This window comes from Mesorhizobium sp. CNPSo 4670, from assembly GCF_057784235.1.
Genome location: NZ_JBWJFQ010000009.1, coordinates 153,934 through 168,447 on the forward strand (window position 1 = coordinate 153,934; position 14,514 = coordinate 168,447).

Sequence of the window (14,514 nt, forward strand, 5' to 3'; positions counted from 1 at the left end):
GGAGCAAGGCCATGGCAAGCAGAATCCGACAGACCATGGACGACGATCTCGAGGAAAGCCACGAGATCAACGTCACCCCGTTCATCGATGTCATCCTGGTGCTGTTGATCATCTTCATGGTCGCCGCACCGCTGGCGACGGTGGATGTCAATGTCGATCTTCCGGGCTCGACCGCTATGCCCGCGCCGCGGCCGGAAAAACCGTTGTTCCTGACGCTGAAGGACGATCTGACGCTGGCGATCGGCAACGACAGCGTACCACGCCCGGCTTTCGCCGCCACGCTCGACAGCAGGACGAAGGGCGACAAGCAAACCCGCATCTTCCTGCGCGCCGACAAGGCGGTGGCCTATGGCGACCTGATGGAGGCGATGAACCTGCTGCGCGGTGCGGGCTATCTGAAGATTGCGCTGGTCGGCCTGGAAACGGGTCCCGCGGCCGATGCCCCGGCGCCCGCCACCACCAGAGCAGCAGTGCCATGACGCGAGTGGCCGCCTTGCCCTTGGTCGAGTTGTCGCACTTCAGCCGGCGCGACCTTGGCCTGTGGGCGGGTGCGGCCGCGCTGGTGCTTGGAGCCCATGTCGCGGTCGCCTATGCCGTGCAGAACTTCAGCATGGTCAACGAGGCCGATGGCGGCCCGTCACCGGCCCAGGTGATCGAGATGGCGCCGATGGTGGTGATGCCGGCGGTCGAGGAACAGGTGGCCGCGCTGGACGCGATGACGCCCGATCATACCGAGCCGACGCCTTTAGATCCGGCCGACAAGGCGCAGCCGGTCGTCGAACAGCCGCAAGTCGTGCCGCCCGACGAGACCGAACCCACCCAGGCCGAGGTGGCTGAACAGGTCGACCAGCCGCCGCCGGATGAGGTCGTCCCCGATATTGTCGAGGCCGTCGCACCCGACGTGGCTATTCCATTGCCGCAGCCCAAGCCGGTCGAGGCTCCCAAGGACAAGAAACCGGTCGAGGCCAAGGCGAAAAACCCTGTCGAGAAGCCAAAGCCGCGGCCTAAGAAGGAGAAGGCGGCGCCGCCGAACACGGCAAGCATCGCCAGTGCCGATGCGAGGCCGGCGGCCAGGACGGCCGCGCCGAAGTCGGCGGAATCGGCATCGCGGTCCGGCGATTCCAGCAAATGGGACTCTCGCCTGGGGGCCTGGATCAAGCGGCACACGCGCTACCCCAGTTCAGCCAAGGCCCGAGGCGTGGAAGGCAAGCCGTATGTCGCCTTCACGGTCGACTCATCCGGCCGGGTCCTCTCTACCAGGCTCACCCGGTCCTCCGGGGATGCCGATCTGGACCGTGCGGCGCTCGCCGTGCTGCAAGGCGCCACCGTGCCGGCACCGCCGCCGGAACTCGGCGCGCGTCAAAGCCGTACGGCACCATTCGTGTTCAGCCTGCGCAACTAAGGTCTGTTGGTATTCAGGTGAGGCCGGCCTGCAAATGGCGGGCTCCTGCTTCCGATGCTCACGTACCCAAACATACGCTCCGCTCCGGTTCTCGGAGCCCATCATTTTCGCCGCGGCCTGACCTGCGTGTGGTCCCCGCCAGGAATTGCGTCAAAACAAAAGGTTGGAGCGGGCTCAATCAAACCCGACGCCTCTCTTACATGGGCGATCGGATGCTGTGCGGGCAGGATGCAATCAAGGCCGCAATGGCTGCCGCATCGAACGGCCTGCCCCTGATGATGTTGGCAACCTCGGCATCGGCCTGTTCGAACCAGTAGACCATGTCGGCGCTGCCAATATCCGCGGCGGTTCTTTTCAGCAGCGGCAGCAGGCCTTGCAACGCGCACAGTGTCTCCCAACGGTTTGGCCGGAAGGTCGAATCTGCCGCCGCGCATGCGGCTGGCGCCTGCATGCGGCTACGCTCTCCTTGCGTGAGCGCGATTGTCTTTTGGCTGCGCCTTAGGGTGCAGCGGGTTGCCGCTGAGCTGCGGATGCCTGGCCGGCCGTGCGCCGCGAAGGACGTCGAATGCTTCGGCATAGGCCATGCCGAGCAGATAGGAGATCATGGGAAAACGGCTTGCTTCGGCCATCTGCACGAGCTCATTGGTCATCGACGAGATATATTGAAGACTATCGATCTCGGACTGACGTAAGGATTGGTTTGGCACGTGCTTCTCCTGTCATCTGGTGGAACTCAGGGACGCGTCACTGGCACACCAAGCCGGCTAATTGATGGAGTGACCCGCCGGGAACGGGCATGTTTGCGGGGTCGAGATGGTCAAGGCATAGATCGGCGCATCGGTGAGGCGATCGAGACCAGGCAGGCGCTTGATCGCCGAATGACCGAGCGCGGCGGTGGGGCATGCCGACTGGCCATGATTGGTCGCGCAAGCATCATGTTCTGGCCGATATGGCCGGCCTGCGAAAAGAAGACAGTCTGCGTGCCGGCGGCAATCGTCAGCTTCGGAGCGGGGGTCGCTTTCTTGGCCATTTTCATCCCTTCTCCACCGTCATTGGACCCGTTGAAAGACCCTAAAAACGGGGATCCACGACAAGAAAGGTAAGGTCGAAAGAGTTAATGGTTTGTTAAAATTGTAGTAAAGCAGCGCGCAAAAAGGCGGTCGTGTGACTTATCTTTCCTTAGGTTTAAGTGTAAAATATCGATTTTGTTCAGATACAGAGTTGACAATCGTTGGTATGCGCTCTTTTGGTGCGTTCTTATTCTTATTTAGCGTAAACGGCGTGGCCGGGACGGGTTAGCCCCGGCCCGTCCCGGATGAGGCTGACCACCAACTGGTCGACGCCCGGATCGTCGAGCCTGACGACATGTGCCATGCTGATGGCGTGCCTCGGGCGGATGTTGGCAGTGTCGCGCCGCATGATGACTGATACGAATGCCGGCCTGGCCTCGGTCAGAAGCATGGCCTTGCCCGTTAGCACCGGTTCGGAGATGGGGGCCCATTGCACGGAGATCAGCGACGGCTCGCCGGTCTGGCGGCGATTGATGCCGCCGAAATAGATCCAGTTCAGACGCGAGATCGCTACCCCATAGTGGTTGCCGCGCGCCTGTGCCCATGCCGATCCCCGCCGTTCCGACCATCCGCTGACCCTTCTGAAGGTGACCAGTTCGGCGTCGCGCCGCACGAAGGTCACCGATCGCATCAACAGGTCGGGGCGGTGCGGAATCGAAAAATAGGTGAAATAGGTGCCTCCCGCGATCGATGGACTGGGAGGACGGATCATCCGGGTGAACAGGCTCTCGGAAATCGGCTGCAGGCCGCGCCCCCTGGGTTCGGGGATACCGGGATCCCGGTATAGTTCGGCTTCGTCGACCCGGAAGTAGTCGCATATGAGCTTGGCGGTGGCCTTGTTTGGAACGGTCTGTGCTTGCAGGTAGCGTTCGAACTGCGTGCGGTTGATGCCCAGCTCGCGGCATACCGCGCTTACGGAGGCATGGTCCTTGCAGAGGCGTCTAAGGTTTGCAGCGAGGTTCTCGCGAATTGACACGTGGTTGCTTCCGCAGGCGGCTTTTCATTTCGATTCGAGAATCCATATAGCGTCTTCGGTCGCCCCTCGCCGAAATGCCCTCGTCACAACGCACAAAAAACTGGTCTGGTGACGTCAATATAATAGAGCGGCCTGCAAATAACATGGAAACAATCGACTTGCGGCTTCGGCCATAAGTCCAATTGACAGCAGTTTTCGCCGGATTGCGTGAGATAACGGCACAGTATTGCGCCGCAGCCTGCGAGGTGCGCTGGCACAACAATATCGCCCGCAGAGGAGGCAGCGCGAAACGTCGTGCCTTTCCTCTTGTCGTGGAGAGCAGAAAATCGATTATTCCGCTGGTGGAGCTGAGGAGGATCGAACTCCTGACCTCGTCATTGCGAACGACGCGCTCTCCCAGCTGAGCTACAGCCCCGTCCAGCGGATTGGCGCATTTATCGGGCGCCGCGCTTTCCTGTCAAGGCGGCGTTTTGCCGAAATCCGCGGCCGCCGGGCGTCAGGCCTCGTGCGAGAGAAGGCGGCCCTTGCCGGTTTCGCCCGCAATGGCTACATGTCGGCAACAATTGGAGACCGGCATGCTCGCCCTCATTCAAACAATCGTCATGGCGCTTGACCTCTACTGGTGGGTCATCATCGCCTCGGCGATCTTTTCCTGGCTCTACGCCTTCAACGTCGTCAACTCGCGCAACCAGTTCGTCGGCAGCATTGGCAACATGCTCTACCGGCTGACCGAGCCGGCGTTGCGGCCGATCCGGCGTTTCATACCGGACCTTGGCGGCATCGACATCTCGCCGATCATCCTCCTGTTGATCCTGTTCTTCCTCCGGCAGTTCCTGCTCACCACAGTGGCGCCTCTGGTCTTGTGAACCCATGACTGCATGAGCACGCCGTTCCGCATGCGCGATGACGGTATCGACCTGTTCGTCCGGCTGACACCAAAAGCGGCGCTGGACAGGCTTGAAAGCATCGAGACCCTGGCGGATGGGCGAAGCCACCTGAAGGCCCGCGTCCGCGCCGTGCCGGAAAACGGTGCCGCCAACAAAGCGCTGGAAAAGCTGATCGCCAGGGCGCTGGGCGCGCCGGCGTCCGCAGTCTCGATCGTCGCCGGCGGCACCGCCCGGCTGAAGACCGTGCGCATTGCAGGCGACCCGGCGATGCTGGCGAAAAAAATCGAGGCGCTCGGCCAGCAGTCCTGATGCGCTGGCGATTCAATCCCCCAGCGGCAGACGCGGATCGTCGACTTTCAACGTGTTCACGCTCTGCTTGATGCGGCGCAGGTTTTCCAGAACCTTTGGTCCGCGCGTCTCGGCGACCGATGTGACGATCATGTCGACGATCGACAGCAGCGCATAGCGCGACGATGTCGGCTTGTAGATGTTGCCGTCCTCGAGCGACTGGAAATGGATGACCGTGTCAGCGGCTTTGGCGAGTGCCGAGTCAGGCGGCGTGATGGCGATGGTTGTGGCGCCATATTGCTGGGCGACCTGCACCGCATCAATGACCGACCGGGCATAGCCGGAAACCGAAAAGGCGATCAGCGTGGTGTCGGGCGTGGCAACGGCGGCGTACATGCGCTGCAGCTGTCCGTCGATCTGCGCCAGCACCGAAACGCCCAGCCTGAACAGCCGGTTCTGCATCTCGGTCGCCATCATAGAGGAAATGCCGCCCGACCCGATGCACAGAACGTTGCCGGAGACGGCGATGCGCGCGGCGACGGCGACCAGCGTCGTCATGTCGAGGTTTTCACTGGCGCGCTGGATGGCGGCAATCGCCGCCTCGGTGATGGCGGAAGCGATGCGCTGTTCGCGGGCGTCGCGGCTCAACGGCTCCGGCGACAGATACTGGCCGCCGATGGCGATGGCTTGCGCCAGATAGAATTTGAAGTCGCGCAGTCCCTCGCAACCAAGGTTGCGGCAGAACCGGGTCACCGTCGGCTCGCTGACGCCAACGCGGGCGGCAATTTCCGAGATCGCCGCCTTGGAGACCAGATCGAGGTCGGCAAGCACGAAGGCGGCCAGCTTGCGATCCGATTTCGTGCCGTCCTGCAATATCAGTTGCAGGCGCGTGATGATGTCGGCCGGCGTCTTCATATCCGTGTCTTCATACGGGCAGGCCCGTCGCCTTGTCGAACAGGTGGATGTTGCCGGGATCGACGCTCACCGGCAGCACGTCGCCAGGCCTGACCGGCACCCTGTCGCGGAACACGGCGCGCACCGTATCGGTGCCGATGGCGCCATAGACATGGGTTTCGGAGCCGGTCGGCTCGACGACATCCACCTTGATCGCCATCGCGTCGGCGGCCTCGCCGATAACAAAATGTTCGGGCCGGATGCCGGCCTCCACCGCACTACCCGCCGACACCTGCTTGCCGGCAAGCGCGAGCCGCCCGCCACCTGTCGACTCGAACCAGGTTTTCTCAGGCGTTGTCTTGAGGGAACCGGAAACAAAACTCATCGAAGGCGAGCCGAGGAAGCTGGCGACGAATTTGTTGGCCGGCCGGTCATAGAGCTCCAGCGGCGCGCCGACCTGCTGGATCCTGCCGCGGTCCATCACCACGATGCGGTCGGCCATGGTCATGGCCTCGATCTGGTCGTGGGTGACATAGACGATCGTCGATTTCAGCCGTTGGTGCAGCGCCTTGATCTCGACGCGCATCTGCACGCGCAATTGCGCGTCGAGGTTGGACAAGGGCTCGTCGAACAGGAACACCGACGGTTCGCGCACGATGGCGCGGCCCATGGCAACGCGCTGGCGCTGGCCGCCCGACAACTGGCGGGGGTAGCGGTCGAGATAGGAGAACAGATTGAGGACGCCGGACGCTTTCTTGACCTTTGCCTCGATCGTGGCGCGCGCCTCGCCGCGGATCTTTGGGCCAAAGCCGATATTGTCCGACGCCTTCAGATGCGGAAACAGCGCATAGGACTGGAACACCATGGCGATGTTGCGCTGCTGCGGCGGCAGCGCGTTGGCGCGCACGCCGCCGATCAACAGGTCGCCGGAGGTGATCGTCTCCAGCCCGGCCAGCATGCGCAGCAAGGTCGACTTGCCGCAGCCGGATGGCCCGACCAGCACGACGAACTCGCCGCTCTTGATGTCGAGGCTGATGTTTTCGAGGATCTTGTGCTGTCCGAAGGATTTCGACAGGTCGCGGAACTCGACGTCGGTCATGGTCACGCTCCCAATATGTCGTCGATGAATGGCAGGCAACCTGCCGTCAGGCCAGCGTCCACCGGCATCACCACCCCAGTTACGCCCGACGCGCGATCGGAGGCAAGGAAGGCGACGGCTTCGGCCACTTCCGAAGCGTTGACAATGCGGCCGAGCGGATAGAGCCGCTGCAGCTTGCCGAGGATTTCAGGATCCTTGGCAAGGCGATGGTCCCAGGCGGCAGTGCGGATCGATCCGGGGCAAACCACATTAGCGCGCAGGCCGCTGCGGCCGAGCTCGACGGCGATCGCCTTGGCATAGGCGTTGATGCCGGCCTTGGCCGCCGCATAGGCGGGATTGCCGAAATGCGCGATGGCATTGACCGAGGAGATGAAGACGATGCTGCCGGAGCCTTGGGTAGCCATCGCCTTGACCAGCGGATCGGCGAACATCATGACGCCGGTCAGGTTGAGGTCGAGTTCGTGCTCGATCTTGTCTGAGGTAAGGGCGGAAAGCGTCTCGGCGCGCGTCCAGCCGGCATTGTTGATGAGAATGTCCGGCACGCCATCCCGGTCGAGGATCGCGGCGATCGCAGCGTCTAGCGAAGCCCGGTCGAGAAGATCGAAGACATGGCGGGAGGCAAGGTGTGGGCTGTTCAACGCTTCGCCGGACTGGTCGCAGCCGATGACCCTGGCGCCCCGTTGCGCCAGCAGTGCCGCGATGGCGGTGCCGAGGCCGCCGCCGGCACCGGTCACGACGACAGTCTTGCCTTCGAACTCGGCCCTGCTTTCGAACTTGGCCCTGCCTTCGAATTCGGCTTGCGAAACCACCGTGCATCATCCTCTGGGAGCTCTGACAATCGTATCCGGCCTAGTCCACGAAATGTAATTAAGCAACAGAATAATCCGCTTGCAAGGGCTGAAATCATCGATAATGTAGGAAAGTAACATAAATCTTCTGCGCCGGTCGCGAAGAGGCGCGCAGGCGCAAAATCAAAACGGGAGACATCGAATGAGCCTTGCAAAATGGACCGTCGGCCTGATGGCCGGAATGAGCATGCTGGCATTTGCGGCGCAGGCGAACGCGGGCGAGGTGCGCGTCACCGTTGCCGAGTACAGCGCCAAGACTGGCCCTTATTTCGACAGCGTCAAGAAGGAATTCGAGGCGGCAAACCCCGGCATCACTGTCAAGTTCGAAGTGGTGCCGTGGGAAGTGCTGCTGCAGAAGCTGACCACCGACATCACCGCCGGCACCAATGCGGATCTGTCGATCATCGGCACGCGCTGGCTGATCGACTTCGTCCAGCAGGATGTCGCCGCGCCGCTCGACAGCTACATCACGCCCGACTTCAAGGGCCGCTTCATCGACACCTTCCTGTCGCCGTCGATCATGGACGGCAAGACCTACGGCCTGCCCATCGCGGCCTCGGCGCGTGCGCTGTACTACAACAAGGAGCTGTTCGAGAAAGCCGGCATCTCCAATCCGCCGGCAACCTGGACCGAGCTGCAGGAAGACGCGCGCAAGATCAAGGCGCTTGGGACCGGCACCTTCGGTTTCGGCCTGCAGGGCAAGGAGATCGAGACCGACGTCTATTACTATTATGCGATGTGGTCCCAGGGCACGGAAATCCTCAACAAGGACGGTACCTCAGGCCTCGGCACGCCGGGCGCGCTCGAAGCCGCCAAGCTCTACAAGTCGATGATCGACGAAGGCCTGACCGAGCCGGGCGTCACCTCCAACAACCGCGAGGATGTGCAAAACCTGTTCAAGCAGGGCAAGGTCGGCATGATGATCACGGCACCCTTCCTGTCCAACCAGATCAAGGACGAGGCGCCAAACCTGAAATACGGCGTGGCGGCCATTCCGGCCGGACCGACCGGTGCGCGCGGCACCTATGGCGTGACCGATTCCATCATCATGTTCAAGAACTCCAAGAACAAGGACGAGGCCTGGAAGCTGCTCGATTTCCTGTTCACCACCGAGCAGCGCGCCAAGTTCACGCAAGGCGAAGGCTTCCTGCCGGTGAACAAGGAAGAAGCCAAAATGGACTACTATGTGAACAACGCCGATCTGGCGGCTTTCACCGCCCTGCTGCCTGACGCCCGCTTCGCACCGATCATCCCTGGCTGGGAAGAAGTCGCCCAGATCACGTCGGACGCCATGCAGAAGATCTATCTCGGCAGCGCCGAGCCCGAGGTGGCACTGAAGGGCGCCGCCGCCAAGGCCAATGCAGTGCTGAAGAAATAGGGGCAGTGCTGAAGAAATAGGGCGTCTCTCCCGCGCCCGCGGCGCGTCCTGACGATCGGGCGCGCCGCATTTTTCCGAGGCGAATATCGAATTCGCCACGGAGCGGGTCATCGTTCAACAGAAAACGCCTGACAGCTCTATCTCTCCGTTTTCAACGCAATCCCGGACGGAAAACCGCTCCGCATTTTCCTGGAATTGCTCTAGGTCAGCCGATGCAAAATCGCTTCTTGCCCTATCTCCTGACCTTGCCCAGTCTGTTCCTGGCGGCTGTCGTCATCTTCTGGCCGGTGTGGGACCTGATCCAGATCTCGACGCATGAAGTCAGCCGCTTCGGCCAGCTTCGCGAATTCAACGACTTCGCCAATTTCGCGGCGCTCGCTGCCGACCCCGATTTCATGGCCGCGCTCTGGCGCACCGGACAGTGGACGGTGCTGGTCGTCGGTGGTGCGCTGCTGCTGTCGATCCCGGTGGCGATGATCCTCAACACCGATTTCTATGGCCGCGGCGTCGCCCGCGTCATCATCATGCTGCCCTGGGCGGTGTCGCTGACGATGACCGCCGTGGTCTGGCGCTGGGCGCTGAGCGGCGAAAGCGGCATGCTGAACTCGGCGCTGATCGGCCTCGGCCTCATCGACCACAACATCCAGTGGCTGGCGAGCGCCGAGACCGCCTTTCCGATGCAGGTGATGATCGGCATCCTGGTGACGGTGCCGTTCACGACGACGATCTTCCTCGGCGGCCTGTCGTCGATCCCCGACGACCTCTACGAGGCGGCAGCACTCGAAGGCGCGACACCGTTGCAACAGTTCCGCGAGATCACCTTTCCGCTGCTGAAACCGTTCATCAACATCGCCATCGTGCTCAACACCATCTACGTCTTCAATTCCTTCCCGATCATCTGGGTGATGACACAGGGCGGGCCGGCCAATTCGACCGACATCCTGGTCACCCATCTCTACAAGCTGGCCTTCCGCATCGGCAAACTGGGCGAGGCTTCCGCGGTCTCGCTGGTGATGTTCGCCATATTGCTGGTCTTCACCATGATCTATGTGCGGCTGGCCATGCGGGAGCAACGCGCATGACGAGTAAGCTAAGGCGTTCGATCATTGCCTGGCTGCTGCTGGCGCCGCTGATCGTGGTGACGATCTTTCCCTTTGCCGTGATGTTCCTGACCGCGGTCAAGCCGAGACAGGAAGTGCTGTCGCCGACCTGGTGGCCGAGCGAATTCCGGTGGTCGAATTTCTCCGACATGTGGGTGGCGACCGGCTTCGGCCAGGCGCTGCTCAATTCGCTCTACGTGTCCGTTATCGCCACGGTCGGCGCCATCCTGATCTCGGTTCCGGCGGCCTATGCGATGTCGCGCTTCCGCTTTGCCGGCTATGGCGCCTTGCGGCAGTTCCTGCTGATCTCGCAGATGATCTCGCCGATCGTGCTGGTACTCGGCCTGTTCCGACTGATGGCGGCCTGGGGCCTGATCGAAAGCACCACGGCGCTCGGCTTCATCTACATGGCCTTCAACGTCGCCTTCACGGTGTGGATGCTGCAAAGCTATTTCGACACCATCCCGCGCGATCTCGAGGAAGCGGCGTGGATGGAAGGTGCCGGCCGCTGGCTGACCCTGCGCAAGGTGTTCCTGCCGCTCTGCCTGCCGGCGATCGCGGTGACCGCGATCTTCACCTTCATCAATGCCTGGAACGAATTCGTCGTGGCGCTCACCATGCTGCGCAGCCAGGAAAGCTACACGCTGCCGATCCAGGTGTTTTCGCTGGTCGCCGGCCGCTACACCATCGAATGGCACCACGTCATGGCAGCGACGCTCCTGGCGACCTTGCCGGTGGCGATCCTGTTCATCTGGCTGCAGCGCTACCTCGTCAGGGGGCTGGCGCTCGGGGCGGTCAAATAGCCGCTAGAGCGGTTCATCGTTTCACGGAAACGCAGGACCGTTCCATCTCTTTGTTTTGACACAATTCCGGATGGAAAACCGTTTCACACTTTTCCTGGAATTGCTCCCAGCATCCACGGAGTTTTCATGCGCATCTTCACCGCCTCGCTGGCGACGGAAACCAACACCTTCTCGCCGGTGCCGACAGATCGTGCTTCGTTCGAGATGGCGTTCTATGCCGGACCCGGCAAGCATCCGGAGACACCGACGCTATGCTCCTCGCCGATGGTCGCCCTGCGCCGGCGCGCGGTGGCCGAAGGCCTGACCGTCATCGAGGGCACCGCCACTTGGGCGGAGCCCGGCGGCTTGGTGCAGCGGCAGACTTATGAGGCGCTGCGAGACGAGATTCTGGGCCAGCTCAAGGCAGCACTGCCGGTCGATGCCGTCATTCTTGGCCTGCATGGCGCCATGGTGGCGCAAGGCTATGACGATTGCGAAGGCGATCTGCTCGAACGAATCCGCGAGATGGTGGGTCCGAAGGTGGTGATCGCCTCTGAGTTCGATCCGCATAGCCATCTGACACCAAAGCGTGTCGCGGCGTCCGACATCATGGCCTACTTCCTCGAATTCCCGCACACCGATTTCTACGAGCGTGGCGAACATGTCGTCGAGCTTGGCCTCGCCGCGGCGCGTGGTGAGATCAGGCCTGTCATCTCGACCTTCGACTGCCGCATGATCCAGGTGCTGCCGACCAGCCGCGAGCCGATGCGCTCCTTCGTCGACCGCATCAAGGCGCTGCATGGCAGAGATGGCGTGCTGTCGATTTCGATCGTCCACGGCTTCATGGCGGCCGACGTGGCCGAAATGGGCACGCGCATCCTGGTCGTCACCGACAACGACAAGGCCAAGGGCGATGCGCTGGCGGAACGGTTGGGGCGAGAACTCTACGCGCTGCGCGAAAAGACGGCGATGACGATGCTGAGCGCCGCCGACGGCATCGATCGGGCGCTGGCTGTGTGCGCCGAAAACCCGGGCAAGCCGGTGGTCGTCGCCGACATCTGGGACAATCCGGGCGGCGGTGTGCCCGGCGACGGCACCGTCGTGCTGCGCCAGATGATGGCGCGCGGGCTGAGCAATGTCGGCGTGGCGACGATCTGGGATCCGATCGCGGTGACCTTCTGCCTGGCGGCAGGCGAGGGTGCCGTCATCGACCTGCGTTTCGGCGGCAAGGCCGGCCCGCAAGCCGGCGAGCCGATCGACGCGCGGGTGCGGGTGCTGAAGGCCGTTCGGGAGGGCTGGCAGAGTTTCGGGCCGAGCCGGGTGACGCTCGGGCCGACGGCGCTGGTGCGCATCGAAGGCACCGAGGTCGACATCATCCTCAACACCAATCGCACGCAGACTTTCGAACCGGATATCTTTTCCAACATCGGTGTCGATCCGATGGCCAAGGACATCCTGCTGATCAAGTCGACCAACCATTTCTACGCCGGCTTCGAGCCGATCGCCGCCGAGATCATCTATGTCACGGCGCCGAGTTCCTATCCGAGCAATCCGGCGGTGACCGACTACAAGAAGCTGACGCGGCCGGTGTGGCCTAGGGTGGCGGATCCGTGGGCGGTATAGAGCCGGGATAAGGGATTGCCAGCGTTGCGACCTTGCGCGGCCTGTCCTCCTCCCCCAGGGGGAGAAGGACGAAACAGGCGCTTACACCAGCCCGCGCTTGACCATCATCGCATCGGGCGACGGCATCTTGCCGCGAAACGCTGTGTAGAGCTCTTCGGGGTCCTTCGAGCCGCCGGCGGCGTAGATGTTCTTCCTCAGCCGCTCGGCAAGCGCCGGGTTGAATGGGTCGCCGGTCTCCTCGAAAGCGGCGAAGGCATCGGCGTCGAGCACTTCCGACCACATGTAGGAGTAGTAGCCAGCCGAATAGCCGTCACCGGAAAACACATGGCCGAAATGCGGAGTGCGATGACGCATGGCTATGGTGTCCGGCATGTCGAGCTTTTCAAGCGTTTCGGCTTCGAAACGAAGCGGTGTTTCTGGCGCATCCGGGCGCGCGTGATAGGCCATGTCGATCAGCGCCGAAGAGGTGAATTCGACCGTGGCGAAGCCGGCGCCAAAGGTGCGCGCCGCCAGCATCTTGTCGAGCAGCGCCTTCGGCATCGGCTTGCCGGTCTTCACGTGCAGCGCGTGCTTTTCCAGAACCGCCGGCACGGTCAGCCAGTGTTCGTAGAGCTGCGAGGGCAATTCGACGAAATCACGGCTGACCGAGGTGCCGGAAACCGACGGCCAGGTGACGTCGGTCAGCATGCCGTGCAGTGCGTGGCCGAACTCGTGGAACAACGTTCTCGCCTCGTCGACCGACAGCAAGGCCGGATCGCCGGCCGGCGGCTTGGCGAAGTTCATGATGTTGTAGATCACCGGTTTCGACCCGTGGCCGAGCTTGTACCCCGACTTGAGCGCGCTCATCCAAGCGCCGGAGCGCTTTGACGGTCGCGCGAAATAGTCGGCGAGGAACAGGCCGCGCTCGCTGCCATCGGCGTTTTTCACCACGAAGACGCGCGCGTCCGGATGCCATGCGGCAATGCCTTGCTTTTCCTCGAAGGTGATGCCGAACAGCCTTGTCGCCACGTCGAAGCAGGCGTCGATGACGCGGTCGAGCTGCAGGTAGGGTTTCAGTTCGGCCTCATCGAAAGCGAACTTTTCGGCGCGCAGCTTCTCCTGGTAGAAGCGCCAGTCCCAGGCGGCGAATGTTTCGTTGCTGCCGGCCTGCGTCGCCAGCCGCTGCAATTCGCTCTGGTCGGCGGCGGCCCTTTCCACTGCCTTCTCCCAGACCGGATCGAGCAGTGCATGCACTGCCTTGGGCGTCTTGGCCATGGTGTCGTCGAGCTTCAGCGCGGCAAACGAGCCGTAGCCGAGCAGCTTTGCCTTTTCGGCGCGCAGCTTCAGCATGTCGCGCACGACAGTTGTGTTGTCGGTGGCGCCGCCATTCTGGCCGCGCATCGTGAAGGCGCGGAAGGCGATCTCGCGCAGGTCGCGGCGTTCCGAGAAGGTCGTGAACGGCTCGTAGATCGAACGCGACAAGGTGACGGCACAGCGGCCCTTCTGGCCGCGCATTTCGGCGGCTTCGGCCATCGAGCTTTTCAGGAAGCCCGGCAGACCGGCAAGGTCGGCCTCGTCGAGGAACAGCGCCCAGTCGCGCTCATCGGCAAGCACGTTCTGGCCGAAATTCGTGCCAAGCGAGGACAATTCCTCGTTGATCTTTGCCAGCCGCTTCTTGCCGTCGGCGTCGAGCTTCGCGCCGGAGCGGACAAACCCTTTCCAGGTTTTCTCCAGCACCCGCAACGTCTCGGCATCGAGCTTCAGGCTGTCGCGGCGCTGGTAGAGGTCGTCGATACGGGCGAACAGCCGCTCGTTCATCGAGATTGCCGAGAAATGCCTGGACATTTTTGGCGAGATGTCGCGCTCCAGTGCCTGGAACGTCTCATTGGTGTGGGCGCCGGCGCGGCACCAGAAGATCGATGAGACACGGTCGAGTGCCTCGCCACCGAGTTCCAGCGCCTGCAGCGTGTTGTCGATGGTCGGGGCGTCCTTGTTGCCGGCGATCGCCTCGATCTCCGCCTCATGCGCCTGCAGAGCGGCGTCGAAGGCCGGGGCAAAGTCGTCGTCGCCAATGCGGGTGAAATCGGGCAGACCGAGCGGCCCTTGCCACGCGGTCAGCGGATGGATGGCGAGGTCGACGGCTTTCGTGGAATGCATGGACAATCTTTCCTTGGTGAAGGCAGGCCGG

At 62.5% G+C, this 14,514-nt stretch carries 15 protein-coding genes and 1 tRNA gene; 8 read left to right on the plus strand and 8 right to left on the minus strand.

Going from position 1 to position 14,514, the window contains the following annotated elements; all coding sequences use genetic code 11:
• Window positions 1–11 precede the first annotated feature (11 nt).
• Together exbD and AC0ZT5_RS17175 are read left to right on the plus strand one after the other, a co-directional pair.
• Complete coding sequence (exbD, locus tag AC0ZT5_RS17170; protein ID WP_488497385.1) at window positions 12–479, plus strand: TonB system transport protein ExbD; 468 nt, start codon at window positions 12–14, stop codon at window positions 477–479.
• Complete coding sequence (locus AC0ZT5_RS17175; RefSeq protein ID WP_488497386.1) at window positions 476–1,402, plus strand: energy transducer TonB family protein; 927 nt, start codon at window positions 476–478, stop codon at window positions 1,400–1,402. The genes exbD and AC0ZT5_RS17175 overlap by 4 nt, the downstream gene beginning before the upstream one ends.
• 196 nt (window positions 1,403–1,598) lie before the next feature.
• Here AC0ZT5_RS17175 and AC0ZT5_RS17180 read toward each other — a convergent pair whose 3' ends face one another.
• The 4 genes from AC0ZT5_RS17180 to AC0ZT5_RS17195 form a co-directional block, all read right to left on the minus strand.
• A complete protein-coding gene (locus AC0ZT5_RS17180) occupies window positions 1,599–1,853 on the minus strand; it encodes a hypothetical protein (protein WP_488497387.1) in 255 nt (84 codons plus the stop codon).
• A gap of 4 nt (window positions 1,854–1,857) precedes the next feature.
• Window positions 1,858–2,109, minus strand: coding sequence for a hypothetical protein (locus AC0ZT5_RS17185; RefSeq protein ID WP_477284617.1), 252 nt, complete (start codon window positions 2,107–2,109; stop codon window positions 1,858–1,860).
• Window positions 2,110–2,665: 556 nt separating this feature from the next.
• On the minus strand, window positions 2,666–3,448 hold the full coding sequence (locus AC0ZT5_RS17190) for a helix-turn-helix domain-containing protein (protein WP_488497388.1): 783 nt from the start codon (window positions 3,446–3,448) through the stop codon (window positions 2,666–2,668).
• A gap of 339 nt (window positions 3,449–3,787) precedes the next feature.
• A tRNA-Ala gene (locus tag AC0ZT5_RS17195) sits at window positions 3,788–3,863 on the minus strand.
• Window positions 3,864–4,023: 160 nt separating this feature from the next.
• Here AC0ZT5_RS17195 and AC0ZT5_RS17200 point away from each other — a divergent pair.
• Together AC0ZT5_RS17200 and AC0ZT5_RS17205 are read left to right on the plus strand one after the other, a co-directional pair.
• The gene (locus AC0ZT5_RS17200; RefSeq protein ID WP_184872497.1) at window positions 4,024–4,314 is read left to right on the plus strand and encodes a YggT family protein; all 291 of its coding nucleotides are present in this window, start codon (window positions 4,024–4,026) and stop codon (window positions 4,312–4,314) included.
• A gap of 12 nt (window positions 4,315–4,326) precedes the next feature.
• A complete protein-coding gene (locus tag AC0ZT5_RS17205) occupies window positions 4,327–4,644 on the plus strand; it encodes a DUF167 family protein (protein ID WP_488497389.1) in 318 nt (105 codons plus the stop codon).
• Between the two features lie 12 nt (window positions 4,645–4,656).
• Here AC0ZT5_RS17205 and AC0ZT5_RS17210 read toward each other — a convergent pair whose 3' ends face one another.
• From AC0ZT5_RS17210 to AC0ZT5_RS17220, 3 genes are read right to left on the minus strand one after another with little or no spacing between them, the layout of a single operon-like run.
• On the minus strand, window positions 4,657–5,538 hold the full coding sequence (locus AC0ZT5_RS17210) for a MurR/RpiR family transcriptional regulator (protein WP_488497390.1): 882 nt from the start codon (window positions 5,536–5,538) through the stop codon (window positions 4,657–4,659).
• 10 nt (window positions 5,539–5,548) lie between these two features.
• A complete protein-coding gene (locus AC0ZT5_RS17215) occupies window positions 5,549–6,616 on the minus strand; it encodes an ABC transporter ATP-binding protein (protein ID WP_488497391.1) in 1,068 nt (355 codons plus the stop codon).
• A gap of 2 nt (window positions 6,617–6,618) precedes the next feature.
• Window positions 6,619–7,425 (minus strand): SDR family NAD(P)-dependent oxidoreductase, encoded by an 807-nt coding sequence (locus AC0ZT5_RS17220; RefSeq protein ID WP_488497392.1) that lies wholly within the window; start codon window positions 7,423–7,425, stop codon window positions 6,619–6,621.
• A 181-nt stretch (window positions 7,426–7,606) separates the two neighbouring features.
• Here AC0ZT5_RS17220 and AC0ZT5_RS17225 point away from each other — a divergent pair, with 181 nt between their 5' ends.
• The 4 genes from AC0ZT5_RS17225 to AC0ZT5_RS17240 all read left to right on the plus strand — a co-directional run bounded on the left by AC0ZT5_RS17225 (window position 7,607) and on the right by AC0ZT5_RS17240 (window position 12,347).
• The gene (locus tag AC0ZT5_RS17225; protein WP_488497393.1) at window positions 7,607–8,842 is read left to right on the plus strand and encodes an ABC transporter substrate-binding protein; all 1,236 of its coding nucleotides are present in this window, start codon (window positions 7,607–7,609) and stop codon (window positions 8,840–8,842) included.
• 212 nt (window positions 8,843–9,054) lie between these two features.
• On the plus strand, window positions 9,055–9,924 hold the full coding sequence (locus tag AC0ZT5_RS17230; RefSeq protein ID WP_184872491.1) for a carbohydrate ABC transporter permease: 870 nt from the start codon (window positions 9,055–9,057) through the stop codon (window positions 9,922–9,924).
• Window positions 9,921–10,745 carry a carbohydrate ABC transporter permease gene (locus tag AC0ZT5_RS17235; protein ID WP_488497394.1) on the plus strand — a complete coding sequence of 275 codons (825 nt, stop codon included), beginning with the start codon at window positions 9,921–9,923 and terminating at the stop codon, window positions 10,743–10,745. Before AC0ZT5_RS17230 ends, AC0ZT5_RS17235 begins: the two co-directional genes overlap by 4 nt.
• 126 nt (window positions 10,746–10,871) lie before the next feature.
• On the plus strand, window positions 10,872–12,347 hold the full coding sequence (locus tag AC0ZT5_RS17240; protein ID WP_488497395.1) for a M81 family metallopeptidase: 1,476 nt from the start codon (window positions 10,872–10,874) through the stop codon (window positions 12,345–12,347).
• Window positions 12,348–12,428: 81 nt separating this feature from the next.
• On the opposite strand, the gene AC0ZT5_RS17245 is transcribed toward AC0ZT5_RS17240, so the two are convergent.
• Window positions 12,429–14,483 (minus strand): M3 family metallopeptidase, encoded by a 2,055-nt coding sequence (locus tag AC0ZT5_RS17245; RefSeq protein ID WP_488497396.1) that lies wholly within the window; start codon window positions 14,481–14,483, stop codon window positions 12,429–12,431.
• Window positions 14,484–14,514: the final 31 nt, after the last annotated feature.

What these genes read in the sequence shown, in the direction of transcription:
- AC0ZT5_RS17225 (WP_488497393.1), top strand. Translation starts at nt 7,607, where the DNA reads ATGAGCCTTGCAAAATGGACCGTCGGCCTGATGGCCGGAATGAGCATG.
- AC0ZT5_RS17230 (WP_184872491.1), top strand. Translation starts at nt 9,055, where the DNA reads ATGCAAAATCGCTTCTTGCCCTATCTCCTGACCTTGCCCAGTCTGTTC.
- AC0ZT5_RS17180 (WP_488497387.1), bottom strand. Translation starts at nt 1,853, where the DNA reads ATGCAGGCGCCAGCCGCATGCGCGGCGGCAGATTCGACCTTCCGGCCA.
- AC0ZT5_RS17240 (WP_488497395.1), top strand. Translation starts at nt 10,872, where the DNA reads ATGCGCATCTTCACCGCCTCGCTGGCGACGGAAACCAACACCTTCTCG.
- AC0ZT5_RS17215 (WP_488497391.1), bottom strand. Translation starts at nt 6,616, where the DNA reads ATGACCGACGTCGAGTTCCGCGACCTGTCGAAATCCTTCGGACAGCAC.
- AC0ZT5_RS17205 (WP_488497389.1), top strand. Translation starts at nt 4,327, where the DNA reads ATGAGCACGCCGTTCCGCATGCGCGATGACGGTATCGACCTGTTCGTC.
- AC0ZT5_RS17210 (WP_488497390.1), bottom strand. Translation starts at nt 5,538, where the DNA reads ATGAAGACGCCGGCCGACATCATCACGCGCCTGCAACTGATATTGCAG.
- AC0ZT5_RS17245 (WP_488497396.1), bottom strand. Translation starts at nt 14,483, where the DNA reads ATGCATTCCACGAAAGCCGTCGACCTCGCCATCCATCCGCTGACCGCG.
- exbD (WP_488497385.1), top strand. Translation starts at nt 12, where the DNA reads ATGGCAAGCAGAATCCGACAGACCATGGACGACGATCTCGAGGAAAGC.
- AC0ZT5_RS17175 (WP_488497386.1), top strand. Translation starts at nt 476, where the DNA reads ATGACGCGAGTGGCCGCCTTGCCCTTGGTCGAGTTGTCGCACTTCAGC.
- AC0ZT5_RS17235 (WP_488497394.1), top strand. Translation starts at nt 9,921, where the DNA reads ATGACGAGTAAGCTAAGGCGTTCGATCATTGCCTGGCTGCTGCTGGCG.
- AC0ZT5_RS17200 (WP_184872497.1), top strand. Translation starts at nt 4,024, where the DNA reads ATGCTCGCCCTCATTCAAACAATCGTCATGGCGCTTGACCTCTACTGG.